Source organism: Streptococcus sp. (genome assembly GCF_030825805.1).
Taxonomy (GTDB): Bacteria; Bacillota; Bacilli; order Lactobacillales; family Streptococcaceae; genus Streptococcus.
In genome coordinates, this window is the sequence record NZ_JAPJPF010000005.1 from 12,520 (window position 1) to 26,084 (window position 13,565).

At 43.1% G+C, this 13,565-nt stretch carries 15 protein-coding genes and 1 other annotated feature; of the genes, 13 read left to right on the forward strand and 2 right to left on the reverse strand.

The window, feature by feature from the left end:
• The first annotated feature begins 14 nt into the window (after nucleotides 1–14).
• The 9 genes from RCH62_RS01535 to trpB all read left to right on the forward strand — a co-directional run bounded on the left by RCH62_RS01535 (nucleotide 15) and on the right by trpB (nucleotide 8,641).
• A complete protein-coding gene (locus RCH62_RS01535) occupies nucleotides 15–320 on the forward strand; it encodes a hypothetical protein (protein WP_023026435.1) in 306 nt (101 codons plus the stop codon).
• A 65-nt stretch (nucleotides 321–385) separates the two neighbouring features.
• Complete coding sequence (locus RCH62_RS01540; protein ID WP_219075038.1) at nucleotides 386–946, forward strand: redoxin family protein; 561 nt, start codon at nucleotides 386–388, stop codon at nucleotides 944–946.
• 12 nt (nucleotides 947–958) lie between these two features.
• On the forward strand, nucleotides 959–2,080 hold the full coding sequence (msrB, locus tag RCH62_RS01545) for a peptide-methionine (R)-S-oxide reductase MsrB (protein WP_219075039.1): 1,122 nt from the start codon (nucleotides 959–961) through the stop codon (nucleotides 2,078–2,080).
• 58 nt (nucleotides 2,081–2,138) lie between these two features.
• Nucleotides 2,139–2,873 carry a response regulator gene (locus tag RCH62_RS01550; protein WP_219075040.1) on the forward strand — a complete coding sequence of 245 codons (735 nt, stop codon included), beginning with the start codon at nucleotides 2,139–2,141 and terminating at the stop codon, nucleotides 2,871–2,873.
• Complete coding sequence (locus RCH62_RS01555) at nucleotides 2,870–4,582, forward strand: sensor histidine kinase (protein WP_219075041.1); 1,713 nt, start codon at nucleotides 2,870–2,872, stop codon at nucleotides 4,580–4,582. Before RCH62_RS01550 ends, RCH62_RS01555 begins: the two co-directional genes overlap by 4 nt.
• A gap of 240 nt (nucleotides 4,583–4,822) precedes the next feature.
• Nucleotides 4,823–5,401: a YutD family protein gene (locus RCH62_RS01560; RefSeq protein WP_023026442.1), complete on the forward strand. Its 579-nt coding sequence runs from the start codon at nucleotides 4,823–4,825 to the stop codon at nucleotides 5,399–5,401.
• A gap of 18 nt (nucleotides 5,402–5,419) precedes the next feature.
• Entirely contained in the window at nucleotides 5,420–6,508 is a 1,089-nt protein-coding gene (rlmN, locus tag RCH62_RS01565; RefSeq protein ID WP_219075042.1) for a 23S rRNA (adenine(2503)-C(2))-methyltransferase RlmN, read from the forward strand.
• Complete coding sequence (locus tag RCH62_RS01570; RefSeq protein ID WP_306474463.1) at nucleotides 6,489–7,019, forward strand: VanZ family protein; 531 nt, start codon at nucleotides 6,489–6,491, stop codon at nucleotides 7,017–7,019. Before rlmN ends, RCH62_RS01570 begins: the two co-directional genes overlap by 20 nt.
• A gap of 72 nt (nucleotides 7,020–7,091) precedes the next feature.
• Nucleotides 7,092–7,332: a binding site (T-box leader), on the forward strand.
• Nucleotides 7,333–7,453: 121 nt separating this feature from the next.
• Nucleotides 7,454–8,641, forward strand: coding sequence for a tryptophan synthase subunit beta (gene trpB, locus RCH62_RS01575; protein WP_219075044.1), 1,188 nt, complete (start codon nucleotides 7,454–7,456; stop codon nucleotides 8,639–8,641).
• Nucleotides 8,642–8,647: 6 nt separating this feature from the next.
• Here the strand turns inward: trpB and RCH62_RS01580 are convergent, their stop codons facing one another.
• Entirely contained in the window at nucleotides 8,648–9,307 is a 660-nt protein-coding gene (locus tag RCH62_RS01580; RefSeq protein WP_219075045.1) for an A24 family peptidase, read from the reverse strand.
• A gap of 153 nt (nucleotides 9,308–9,460) precedes the next feature.
• Between RCH62_RS01580 and RCH62_RS01585 the strand changes: the two genes are divergently transcribed.
• The 3 genes from RCH62_RS01585 to RCH62_RS01595 all read left to right on the forward strand — a co-directional run bounded on the left by RCH62_RS01585 (nucleotide 9,461) and on the right by RCH62_RS01595 (nucleotide 10,713).
• Complete coding sequence (locus tag RCH62_RS01585) at nucleotides 9,461–9,988, forward strand: DNA starvation/stationary phase protection protein (RefSeq protein WP_006596795.1); 528 nt, start codon at nucleotides 9,461–9,463, stop codon at nucleotides 9,986–9,988.
• Nucleotides 9,989–10,111: 123 nt separating this feature from the next.
• The gene (locus RCH62_RS01590) at nucleotides 10,112–10,330 is read left to right on the forward strand and encodes a YqgQ family protein (protein ID WP_023022447.1); all 219 of its coding nucleotides are present in this window, start codon (nucleotides 10,112–10,114) and stop codon (nucleotides 10,328–10,330) included.
• A 38-nt stretch (nucleotides 10,331–10,368) separates the two neighbouring features.
• On the forward strand, nucleotides 10,369–10,713 hold the full coding sequence (locus RCH62_RS01595; RefSeq protein ID WP_125375085.1) for a rhodanese-like domain-containing protein: 345 nt from the start codon (nucleotides 10,369–10,371) through the stop codon (nucleotides 10,711–10,713).
• Nucleotides 10,714–10,749: 36 nt separating this feature from the next.
• On the opposite strand, the gene RCH62_RS01600 is transcribed toward RCH62_RS01595, so the two are convergent.
• Nucleotides 10,750–11,475 (reverse strand): pseudouridine synthase, encoded by a 726-nt coding sequence (locus RCH62_RS01600; RefSeq protein ID WP_306474464.1) that lies wholly within the window; start codon nucleotides 11,473–11,475, stop codon nucleotides 10,750–10,752.
• A gap of 237 nt (nucleotides 11,476–11,712) precedes the next feature.
• Here RCH62_RS01600 and typA point away from each other — a divergent pair, with 237 nt between their 5' ends.
• The gene (typA, locus tag RCH62_RS01605; protein WP_306474465.1) at nucleotides 11,713–13,560 is read left to right on the forward strand and encodes a translational GTPase TypA; all 1,848 of its coding nucleotides are present in this window, start codon (nucleotides 11,713–11,715) and stop codon (nucleotides 13,558–13,560) included.
• Nucleotides 13,561–13,565: the final 5 nt, after the last annotated feature.

Here is a 13,565-nt window from a genome sequence, read left to right on the forward strand (position 1 = left end):
AAAGGAGAAAAATCATGAAAAAAATTCTTGCACTTACTATTGCTACACTTAGCATTGTCACTTTAGCAGCTTGTTCTGGAAAAAAATCTGATTCAGATATGAAAAAAACGGACGATAGTAGTATGATGAAAAAGGACGATATGAAGGATTCGTCCATGTCCGATGATAAAATGAAAAAAGACGATATGAAAGATTCATCTATGATGTCTGATAGCAGTTCTGAAATGAAAGACGACATGAAAGAAGATAAGATGAAATCGAGCGATTCAGAGATGAAGGACGACATGAGTGACTCATCTGACATGAAATCAGACCAATAAAGGACAATAAGAAGAGGAGGTCGTCTGCTTGGGCGACTTTCTCCCAATTTAGAGAGGAGGAAGACATGAAAAAAATGGCCTTAATAGTGACAGGACTTTTCTGTGTAGGATTGTTAGGGGCCTGCTCCGGCCAGGGGATGGAGTCATCCAATAAAAGCGAGACTAAGCAGACAGCCAAAACGGGAGGTTCAGAGCAAGCTGGCAAGAAGGTTCTGGATTTTAGCCTGCAAGGAGTAGACGGCAAGACCTACCGCTTATCAGATTACAAAGGGAAGAAAGTCTATCTCAAGTTTTGGGCTTCCTGGTGCTCAATCTGTCTTTCAACATTAGGCGACACAAATGATTTAGCAAAGGCAGAGGAAGGTAAAGATTATGTAGTTCTAACTGTTGTCGCTCCGACATTTAATGGGGAAAAATCAGCCGATGACTTTAAAAATTGGTACCAGGCTTTGGACTACAAAGATTTCCCAGTCTTGATGGATAGTAAGGGCGACTTGCTCAAAGAGTACGGGATTCGCTCTTATCCATCTGCTCTCTTTATTGCGAGCGATGGAACTCTCGCCAAGACCCACATCGGCTATATGAGTAAGGAAGACATCGTCCAGACTCTAAAAGAGATGAAGTAAGGAGGACATGAAATGGAAACAAAATGGAAACTCATTTCCGTTCTTTTAGTGGGCCTGCTTTGTTTTGGACTCTTTTTCCTTGTCAAAGGATCCATAGCCTTGGATACATCAGATGCGACGACTGAGCAGATCAAAAAAGCGTCCATGAGTCAGACACCCGTAGCAAACAAAAAGAAGGAAGAAAAAGTCAATCCGGAAGACCAACGAGAAATCTATCTAGCTGGTGGTTGCTTCTGGGGTGTGGAAGAGTATTTTTCCCGTGTTCCAGGCGTCATTGATGCCGAATCAGGTTATGCCAATGGAAAAGGGGATACCACCAAGTATGAACTGGTCAACCAAACAGGGCATGCCGAAACGGTACACATCACCTATAATGTCAAGAAGGTTTCCTTGAAAGAACTGCTTCTACACTATTTCCGAATTATTGATCCAACATCAAAAAACCGTCAGGGAAATGATCAGGGAAGTCAATATCGGACAGGAGTTTATTACACCGATCAAGCAGATTTGCCAACCATAAACCAAGTATTTGAAGAAGTGGCGAAGAAATATGATAAGCCTTTGGCTGTAGAAAAAGAAGAACTTGCTAATTATATCAAGGCAGAAGACTACCATCAGGACTATCTACAGAAACATCCGAATGGCTATTGTCACATTGATGTGAATCAAGCTTCTTATCCAGTTATTGACGCTAGTCGCTATCCAAAACCAAGCGATGAAGAGATTAAGAAGAAGTTATCGCCCGAAGAATATGCAGTGACGCAAGAAAATGATACAGAGCGTGCTTTTTCTAACCGCTATTGGGATAAGTTTGAAGCGGGCATCTATGTGGATGTCGTAACAGGAGAGCCCCTCTTCTCCTCAAAAGATAAATTTGATTCCGGTTGTGGTTGGCCAAGCTTTAGCCGGCCGATCAGTCCCGATGTGGCAACCTACAAGGAAGATAAGAGTTTCAATATGACTCGGACAGAGGTTCGGAGTCGAGTAGGAAATTCCCATCTAGGCCACGTCTTTACTGATGGACCTAAGGAAAAAGGTGGCCTTCGCTACTGCATCAATAGTTTGTCAATTAAATTCATTCCTAAAGCAGAGATGGCAGAAAAGGGCTACAGCTATTTGTTGGACTATGTCTGAGACTTTTTGCGACCTACTTTGATATAATGAGTATAACAAGGATAAGTAGGTGAAACACATGTATTCAATCATGATTGTAGAAGACGAAGAGCTGGTTCGGCAGGGACTTACTTCTCTAGTGAATTATGAACAGTTTGGGATGAAAGTCATTGACCAAGCGGAGAATGGGCGAATAGCTTGGGAAAAATTTCAAGCACAACCGGCTGATCTTCTCTTGACTGATATCAATATGCCACAGTTGAATGGCTTAGATTTGGCCCAACTGGTCCGAGAGAAAGCTCCGTCCTGCCATATCATCTTTCTAACAGGCTATGATGATTTTGAGTTTGCTCGGAAAGCCATTCGACTCGGAGCAGATGACTATCTCCTCAAGCCCTTTTCAAAAGCAGATATTGAAGAGATGCTGGGGAAAGTCAAGAATAAGCTAGACGAGGAAGGAAAGATAGCCCAGGTTGAAACCTTGGTGGATCAGGGGCATTCGACAGAGTTGGAAGAGGCTATTCATTCCCGCTTAGCAGATTCCCGATTAACCCTCAAGGACTTGGCTCTTCAACTGGGTTTTAGTCCCTCTTATCTGAGCGTCCTAATCAAGAAAACATTGGGACTTCCTTTTCAAGAATACTTGATCCAAGAACGGATGAAGAAGGCCAAACTTTTACTCTTGACGACTGATCTCAAGATTTATGAAATTGCAGACCAGGTTGGCTTTGAGGATATGAACTATTTTTCTCAACGCTTTAAACAAGTAGTCGGTGTAACCCCAAGACAATACAAAAAAGGAGAGTATGAATGAAACGATACCCTTTGCTGATTCAGCTGATTGTTTATGTATTTGTCTTCATTCTCTTGCTCTTGGGTTTAGTCGGTAGTCTATACTATCAAACTAGCTCAGCAACCATTGGCCAACTGACGGAGCGAACAACCCGCAATAGTATCGACCAGAGTAGTCAGTTTATCACCTCCTATCTAAAAAAATTGAAGCAGACCACCTCGGTCCTCAGTAAAGAAGAGAGTATTCGTCAGTTTGCTCAAGACAAGGAGGTGAGCCCAGAAGCCGTTCAAAGTCTGATGCGAACCATTATTGAGACAGACCCAGATCTGGTTTCGGCTGTCTTAGTAACTAAGGATGGACGCCTTGTTGCTACGGATTCTCAAATTAGCATGCAGACCTCATCGGATATGATGAACGAAAGCTGGTATCAGGAGGCTATCAAGAAGAGGGCCATCCCTGTCTTGACGCCAGCCCGAAAGGAATCCTTGTCTTCAGAGAAGGACAAGTGGGTGATTTCTATCACCCAGGAAGTGGTGGATGCTTCTGGTCAAAATCTAGGAGTTTTGCGCTTAGATATTGGCTATCAGAGCCTAGAAGCTTATCTGGATCATCTCCAACTGGGCAAAAAAGGCTTTAGTTTCATCATCAATCAGAAGCATGAATTTGTCTACCATCCTAAAAAGACAGTCTATTCTTCCAGTCAGGAAATGCAGGCCATGCAACCCTATATTGCTGTCAAGGATGGCTATGCCCAAAAGGGGCAGAACTTTGTCTACCAAATTGCTATACCAGAGAGTGATTGGACCTTAATTGGAGTGGCTTCTCTGGAAGGTCTACAGATGCTTCAGTCGCAAATGCTCTACTCCTTTATAGGTTTAGGAACTCTCGTCCTCATCATGTGCTGGGTGGGAATCTGGTTCATTCTGCGCTTGTGGATCAAACCCCTACAAGATTTGCAGGCCGTCATTCTGAAAATAGGAGCGGGTGATTCCCACTTGCGGGCGACTACCAAGGGATCGCCTGAATTGGTAGATCTTGCTCAAGCCTTCAACCGTATGTTGGATCAAATTGAAAACCTTATGCAATTGGTTAAAGAAGAGGAACAAAATGCACGACGCTATGAACTGCGAGCTCTTTCAGCCCAGATTAATCCTCATTTCCTCTATAATACCTTGGATACCATTGTCTGGATGGCTGAGTTTAATGATGGTCAGCGCGTGGTTGACCTGACTAAGTCCCTAGCCAAATATTTCCGCCTTGCTCTCAATCAAGGACAAGAACAAATTAGTCTTCAGGATGAAATAGACCATGTGCGCCAGTATCTCTTCATTCAGAAACAACGCTATGGGGATAAGTTGAATTATGAAATTTTAGAAGAGGGAAGGTTGGGAGACTATCAGCTTCCTAAACTGGTCCTACAACCCTTAGTGGAGAATGCCATCTATCATGGCATCAAGGAGATGGATCGGCCGGGCATGATACGAGTCACTTCGGAAATCAAAGAAGAACAAGTGGTCCTGACGATTTATGATAATGGACGAGGCTTTGCCTTGTCTGAGTCGACAGACCAAACCCTTCTTCGACTAGGAGGTGTTGGTTTGAAAAATGTGGATCAACGCTTGCGGCTACAGTTTGGGGCTAGCTATCATATGCAGATTGATTCTAAGGCTAATAGCTATACGAAAATCACTCTTTATTTGCCCCTCACATCACGTGATGAACATTCATAGAGACAAAGGTCACCCTCTTTGTCTCTTTTTACTTTCAAAATGAAAATAGAATCTTCTAAAAAGCTTTCCTTAGGTGAGTACGGACGTTAGGTGAAATTATCCAGATGAGACAGGAAGAAGAGGTAAATTAAATCGTCAGACTTTTTACAGATTATCTCTTTTCCGTTGAAAATCTATCTAAAGATAGGGATTTATGATAAAATAAAGTGTTACAACTAAAGGTATGAATAAAGGAAAGCTATGCGCAAAGAAATATCCCCTGAATTATTTAATTACAATAAATATCCTGGACCGGAATTTCGTCTGGTTGGCAATCAAGTGCTAGCAGAACAATTGACATTTGAACTGGTTGAGAACCAAAATGATGCCTTTGATGCGACGGTCTTTGGTCAGCGTTTTTCAGAGGTTTTAACCAAGTTTGATTATATTGTCGGTGATTGGAGCAATGAACAGTTGCGTCTGCGTGGCTTCTATAAGGACGATCGTCCGGTTACAGATGCAGAGAAAATCAGTCGTCTAGAAGATTATTTACTAGAATACTGTAGCTATGGTTGTGCTTATTTTGTCCTAGAAAATGCAGAACCCCGTCGAGCATCCTTTGACAAGAAATCTTCTCCAAAACAACAGGAAGAGGGCAACCGTTCTGCTAAGCGTGGCGGTCGTCAAAATCGCCGAAATCGTTCCAAAAATCAGCCACGGGAACGTGAACAAGAGCAAAAACAAAAGGCTTCTCAACCAAAGAAAAAGAACCGTCAGCGGTCTAGGAAAAAAGATGCACAGGGTGAGCAAGAACGCCACTTTGTCATCCGTCAAAAGTAAAGAGAGAAAAGAGATAAGATGAAACCTTCAATTTATGGTCTGACTCGACAAGAACTGATCGAGTGGGCAGAAGAACATGGTGAAAAGAAATTCCGAGCAACCCAAATCTGGGAATGGCTTTATAGGAAACGCGTCCAGTCATTTGAAGAAATGACCAACCTATCTAAGGGCTTGATCGAAACGTTGAATGACCAGTTCGTGATCAATCCTTTGAAACAACGGATCGTGCAAGAATCAGCAGATGGGACTGTCAAATACCTCTTTGAATTGCCAGATGGCATGTTGATCGAGACAGTTTTGATGCGCCAACATTATGGCTTGTCAGTCTGTGTCACCACTCAGGTAGGCTGCAACATCGGGTGTACCTTCTGTGCATCTGGTTTGATCAAGAAGCAACGCGACTTGAACAGTGGGGAAATCGTTGCCCAAATTATGTTGGTTCAAAAGTACTTTGACGAACGTGGTCAAGATGAGCGCGTCAGCCACATCGTTGTGATGGGAATTGGTGAGCCCTTTGATAACTACAAGAATGTCTTGAGCTTTGTCCGTACGGTCAATGATGACAAGGGACTGGCTATCGGTGCCCGCCATATTACCGTTTCAACTTCTGGCTTGGCTCATAAGATTCGTGATTTTGCTAATGAAGGGGTTCAGGTCAACTTGGCAGTATCACTTCATGCTCCCAACAATGACTTGCGTTCCAGCATCATGAAAATCAACCGCGCTTTCCCAATCGAGAAATTATTTGCGGCTATTGAGTACTATATCGAAACGACCAACCGTCGGGTGACCTTCGAGTACATCATGCTCAATGAAGTCAATGATGGTGTCGAACAAGCCTTGGAATTGGCAGAACTCCTTAAAAAGATCAAGAAGCTATCTTATGTCAACTTGATTCCTTACAACCCAGTTAGTGAGCATGATCAGTATAGCCGGAGTCCAAGAGAGCGCGTGATGGCCTTTTATGACACCTTGAAGAAAAACGGAGTCAACTGCGTGGTTCGTCAAGAGCATGGTACGGATATCGATGCCGCTTGTGGCCAATTGCGTTCCAATACGATGAAGAGAGACCGGGAGAAAGCCATTGTTGAACAAATTCAACCGTAACAACGGGCTGATAGAACAAGGGCAATTAACAAATAAAGGAAGACAACTGCTACTAGGTGGCAGTTTCTTCTATTTTGTCTTGCTCTGTCTCATGTGTTTTCTCCCTCAACGGCCTGAACCAGGAATGGAAACACCTGGCATCCAACATTTTGGGCGAGTAGTCGTATTGCTGGTTCCCTTTAATTCCCTCATCAACCTAGCTCAAGTGACCAGCCTGGTCCAGCTGATCAAGGTGTTTGTACAAAATATAGCCAACATCTTTCTCTTATTCCCTTTGGTCTTTCAACTGCTTTGGCTCTGGCCTTGCCTAGGCAGTCGGAAACGCGTCCTTTGCTTTAGTCTAGGGATGAGTTTATGGATCGAGCTCAGTCAGATTGTCCTAGACCTCTTGTTTGATTTCAATCGGGTATTTGAGATAGATGATCTGTGGACCAATACCCTGGGAGGCTACCTAGCCTATCTGTGTTTTAAATGGCTACAAGCTTCTATGAGTAAGGACAAGCCATCTTAGTTTTGTACAAAATCCGAACGATTGAAGATGATTTCAAATTTTGGGTTGACAAACGATAGGTAGGAAGCTATAATAACTTCAAGACATCAGAAAAGTAGAGATTTTTCTCACTTCCAGGGAGCTTGTGGTCATTGTGAACAAGCAGTGGTGGATCTTGAAATGGGCTGATGCGTTTATGATGATGAATTTGAAACAATAAAAATTCGGTGAGCACACCTTATCGTGCACCCTGTTGTTAGACAGGTCAGAGATGTAGGAGAAAAAATAGCTTCCTACAATAGAGGTGGCACCGCGGTATCGAATCGTCCTCACACAGATTTTTCTGTGTGAGGTTTTTTGTATCTCAAAAGGACCCTGTGAGACTGCAGCTCAAAGGACCAGAGAGAGAAAAAGATCATAAACAGAATTGAAGATATAGAAAAGAGGACACAATCATGACAGAAACAAAAGGCTATTTCGGACAATTTGGTGGGTCTTTCGTACCAGAACCTATTCAAAACTTGCTCGATCAATTAGAGGCAACCTTTGAACAGTACAAAAATGACCCAGAATTTATCGCAGAATACAAGCATTATCTGAAAGATTATTCTGGACGGGAAACACCGCTCTACTTTGCAGAAAGTTTGACAGAGCATTTAGGTGGGGCGAAAATTTATTTGAAACGTGAAGACCTGAATCACCTAGGTTCGCATAAATTGAATAACGTCTTGGGGCAAATTCTCTTGGCTAAGCGCATGGGCAAAAACCGTGTGATTGCTGAAACAGGAGCCGGTCAACATGGTGTAGCTACAGCAGCTGCGGCAGCTAAGTTCGGCATGGCATGTGATGTCTACATGGGGGCAGAAGACGTTGAACGCCAACGTCTCAATGTCTTCCGCATGGAAATGATGGGGGCAACTGTTCATGCCGTTGAAACAGGTACGAAGACCTTGAAAGATGCCGTAGATGCTGCTTTTGGAGCATGGATGGCGGATCTGGATGCTTTTTATGTCTTGGGTTCTGCTGTTGGCCCTCACCCTTATCCAACCATTGTGCATGAATTCCAAAAAGTCATCAGTGAAGAATCTAAACGTCAAATCTTGGAAAAAGAAGGTCGTTTACCGGACTATGTCATTGCCTGTGTCGGTGGTGGATCCAATGCCATTGGTGCCTTCTCCCAATATGTGGGCGATGAGGAAGTCAAATTGGTCGGTGTTGAAGCAGCTGGTCATGGCTTGGACACAGAACAGCACGCAGCGACCATGACCAAGGGGACTGTAGGAGTTGTCGATGGGATGAAGACCTATGCTGTTTTTGGTGAAGATGGAAAAGTAGCACCAGTGTACTCGATCTCTGCTGGTTTGGACTACCCAGGGGTTGGTCCAGAGCATGCCTTCTTTAAAGATTCTGGTCGTGTTGAATATGTAGCAGCGACAGATGATGAAGCGGTTCAAGCTCTTCTTCTCCTCAGTAAGACAGAAGGGATCCTCCCAGCTATTGAGAGTTCACATGCGATTGCAGAAGCTGTTAAACGTGCTCCACAATTGGACAAAGACAAGATTATCATCATCAATGTTTCTGGACGTGGGGATAAGGACGTGGCTGCGATTGCCGATTATCTAGAAGCGAAAGCTACAAAATAAGAAATCTTATCTGCTAAAAATTGTAAAAAACAGAAAAGCGTGATAACTCAGAAAAAGACAGGGAACAAAAGGAATCCGGTCTTTTTCTTTTTTTAAGAAGAAGACCAGGAGACCAATGAGGGAAGCCCCTTGCATGACGAGGAGGACTTGGACAGCTGAGAGGGTCAAAGAGAAAGTAGCCAGTAAGAGAAAGTCCCCTGCTCCAATGCCGATGGAGTAAACAGCTGACAGGACTCCTAAGAAGAGAAAGACTCCCATCAAGAGGGTAGGGCTGGTGAAAAACAGGCAAAGAGCGTGGAGCACCAGCCAGAGGAGGAGTGGATACTCCATGGAGCGCAAATCATAGATGGTCAAAACACAACTGCCAAGCAGAACGAAAAGATGAGAAATAGGAAGAAGTCCCTGATAGCATAGCAAAAAAAGGAGCCCAGACCAGGCTTCAAAGAGAGCATACCAATAAGGAAGCGGACTCTGGCAGTAGCGACAACGGAATCGAAAGAGGACTTGTGAGAGGATAGGAATCAGGTCCAGAGGTCTCAAGGTCTGTTGGCAATGGTCGCAATGGCTTCTTGGACGAATGATGGAGCTTTCTGGAAAGCGGTCGATGACGAGTCCTAAAAAGGAGGCAATACAGGAACCGACTGTAAAAAAATAAAAGTTGATCATACTTATAGTATTCGTAAAAAAGATGACTAATAACGATTAGAAATGAAACAATTTTCTAACTTTTCTTATTTAAGCATTTTCTCTTGCATTTCTTAATTAGAAGGATTATAATATAACTAAATTAGAATAATTCTAAAAAAGGAGAATCTATTTATGACAACAATTAAAAAAGAAGCAGCAAAAGACGTAGCAACATTTGCAACCATCAGTGAAGTAAGCAAGAGTTTAACCGATACAAAAGCGGTTTTGAATCAAGTGGTGGCAGACCTTTATGTCGCTCATATTGCCTTGCACCAAGTACATTGGTATATGCGTGGTCGTGGCTTCCTCGTATGGCATCCAAAAATGGATGAGTACATGGAAAGCTTGGATGCGACTCTTGATGAAGTGAGTGAACGCTTGATTACCTTGGGTGGTGCCCCATATGCTAGCATGGTTGAGTTCTTGGAACACAGCAATATCCAAGAAGAAAAAGGTTCATTTGAACGCTCTATGGAAGAAAATTTGGGACGTGTCCTTTCTATCTTCCGCTATTTGGTAAGTCTTTATCAAAAAGCCTTGGATATCACAGACGCTGAAGGAGATGATGTGACCAACGATATCTTTGTCGGTGCAAAAGCTGAATTGGAAAAACATATCTGGATGATTGCCGCTGAATTAGGTCAAGCACCAGGTTTGTAATCTGAAAATAAACAAATGAGCCTTCCTTGATTGGGAGGCTCGTTTTTGTTTGGAGGAGATTTTTCCTGTAAATAAAACAGGAGCTAACTTGAAAATACTTGAAAGATTTGATAGAATAAGCACATGAAAACCCTGTACGATGTTCAACAATTTCTGAAAAAATTTGGAATCATCATTTATGTCGGAAAACGGCTTTACGACATCGAATTGATGAAGATTGAATTGAAAAGGATCTATGACGCTGGGCTGATGGAAAAGCTAGATTATCTAGAAGCAGAAGCTGTCTTACGCAGAGAACACGCACAGGAATTACGTTATTTAGAAGAGGATAAAGAAAAGTGAGTTTAGTAAATATTTTAGTATGGTTGATTGTTTTAGCAATGTTCGGCTGGATGGGTTACAATTACTTCCGTATCCGTCGTGCTGCAAAAATTGTGGACAATGTAGAGTTTGAAGAATTGATCCGCAAAGGTCAATTAGTGGACTTGCGTGATCCGAATGAATTCCACGCCAAGCATATTTTAGGGGCTCGGAACATTCCATCCAACCAATTGAAAGTGAGCCTGGGTGCTCTTCGAAAAGATAAACCTGTCTTGCTCTATGAGAACAGTCGTGGTTCCCGTGTGACCAATGCGGCCCTCTTCTTGAAAAAACAGGGTTATAAGGATATTTATATCTTGTCTTACGGTTTGGATTCATGGGATGGAAAAGTAAAAACGAACTAAGATCAAAACTCCAGAAGTATAAGCTTCTGGAGTTTTTTAGCGGGTTTCTTCTAGAAAAGAGCGAATTGCTTCACATTCGTGTGATGTGAGAGGACGATACTGGCCTTCTTTCAGTCCATCTTCTAAGGTAAAAGGTCCAAAGCGAACGCGTTTTAAGGCAGTGACTTTAACCCCAATGGCTAAAAACATCTTTTTCACCTGATGGAATTTCCCTTCAGATAGGGTGACCAGTGCTTGGCTTTCTTTGGGACTAGAGGCAAGGATTTCGAGTTTGGCTGTCTTACACTTAGTCCCATCTAAGAAAGTGATTCCTTCTTGAAAACGATCAATATGAGCGGATTCAAGAGGTCCGTTGACTGTTACCGCGTATTCTTTTTCGATATGGTATCGGGGATGAAGGAGTTGGAAACCTAGAGGTCCATTGTCTGTGAGTAAGAGCAGACCGGTAGTATCCCGATCTAGCCGGCCGATAGGATAGGTATTGGGTGTTCGGTCTTCTGCTCGAAGGAGGTCCAGCACTGTAGGATGCTGGGCATCCTTGGTAGCCGTTACTAGCCCTTGGGGTTTATGGAGAAGAAAATAATGATGGGAACAGTCGGTAAGGACCTGATCCTTCCAGCGAACTTCTTGGAGACCTGTATCGACATTTTGGGATAATTTTGTTGCAGCAAGTCCGTCGACCAGGATCTGCCTTTTAGCCAGGCTCTGTTTGATTTCCTTGCGGGGAATTTGGTAGTGGGCCAGTAATTGATCTAATCTCATAAAAGACAGGATAGCATGAAATGGAGAGAATCACAAGTATTCGGAAAAAGGATGAAGAAAAGGGATAAAGAGGTGAAAGATTTTCATGAATAGAGTGGTTAGGAGTGGGAATGGGAAAGAAGGTTTTCGAAAGAAAGCATGAAAACATTTACACTTATCTGAGTTATGCTATTTGCTTAAAATTGTGGTATAATCGTTCAGTTAGAAAATAAATTTTTGAATATAACAGAGGAAATCATGACAAAATTAAGAGAAGATATCCGTAATATCGCGATTATCGCCCACGTCGACCACGGGAAAACAACCCTCGTTGATGAATTATTGAAACAATCTGAAACTCTTGACGCACGTACAGAGTTGGCAGAGCGTGCTATGGACTCAAACGATATCGAAAAAGAGCGTGGAATCACTATCCTTGCGAAAAATACCGCAGTTGCCTACAACGGGACTCGTATCAACATCATGGACACACCAGGACACGCGGACTTCGGTGGAGAAGTTGAGCGTATCATGAAAATGGTTGACGGTGTTGTTTTGGTCGTAGATGCCTACGAAGGAACCATGCCACAGACTCGTTTCGTATTGAAAAAAGCCTTAGAACAAGACCTTGTGCCAATTGTTGTAGTCAACAAAATCGATAAGCCATCTGCTCGTCCAGCAGAAGTAGTAGACGAAGTTTTGGAACTCTTCATCGAGCTTGGTGCAGATGATGATCAGCTTGACTTCCCAGTAGTCTATGCTTCAGCAATCAACGGAACATCTTCATTGTCAGATGATCCAGCTGACCAAGAAAAGACCATGGCGCCAATCTTTGATACCATTATTGACCACATTCCAGCTCCAATCGATAACTCAGATGAGCCCCTTCAATTCCAAGTGTCACTCTTGGACTACAATGATTTCGTTGGTCGTATCGGTATCGGACGTGTCTTCCGTGGTACTGTTAAGGTCGGAGACCAAGTTACTCTTTCTAAATTGGATGGTACAACCAAGAACTTCCGTGTGACAAAACTCTTTGGTTTCTTTGGTTTGGAACGTCGTGAAATCCAAGAAGCTAAGGCTGGTGACTTGATTGCCGTATCAGGTATGGAAGACATCTTCGTTGGGGAAACCATCACTCCAACAGATGCAGTTGAAGCTCTTCCAGTTCTTCACATCGACGAACCTACTCTTCAAATGACCTTCTTGGTCAACAACTCACCATTTGCTGGTCGTGAAGGGAAATGGGTGACTTCTCGTAAGGTTGAAGAGCGCTTGCAAGCAGAATTGCAAACAGACGTTTCTCTTCGTGTAGATCCAACGGACTCACCAGATAAATGGACAGTTTCAGGACGTGGGGAATTGCACTTGTCAATTCTTATTGAAACGATGCGCCGTGAAGGATATGAGCTTCAAGTATCTCGTCCAGAAGTTATCGTTAAAGAAATTGACGGTGTGAAGTGCGAGCCATTTGAGCGCGTGCAAATCGATACTCCAGAAGAATACCAAGGATCTGTTATCCAAAGCCTTTCTGAGCGTAAGGGTGAAATGTTGGATATGATTGCAACAGGTAACGGTCAAACTCGTTTGGTCTTCCTTGTTCCTGCGCGTGGTTTGATTGGATACTCAACTGAGTTCTTGTCAATGACACGTGGTTACGGGATCATGAACCATACCTTCGACCAATACTTGCCATTGATTCCAGGAGAAATTGGTGGACGTCACCGTGGTGCCCTTGTTTCTATCGATACTGGTAAGGCAACAACCTACTCTATCATGTCTATCGAAGAACGTGGAACTATCTTTGTTAACCCAGGTACTGAGGTTTACGAAGGCATGATCATTGGTGAAAACTCTCGTGAGAACGACTTGACTGTTAACATCACCAAGGCTAAACAAATGACTAACGTTCGTTCCGCTACTAAGGACCAAACAGCGGTTATCAAGACTCCTCGTATCTTGACGCTTGAAGAATCACTCGAGTTCTTGAACGACGATGAGTACATGGAAGTAACACCTGAATCAATCCGTCTACGTAAACAAATCTTGAATAAGGCAGAGCGCGAAAAAGCAAACAAAAAGAAAAAATCAGCTGCAGCTGAATAAGAAAT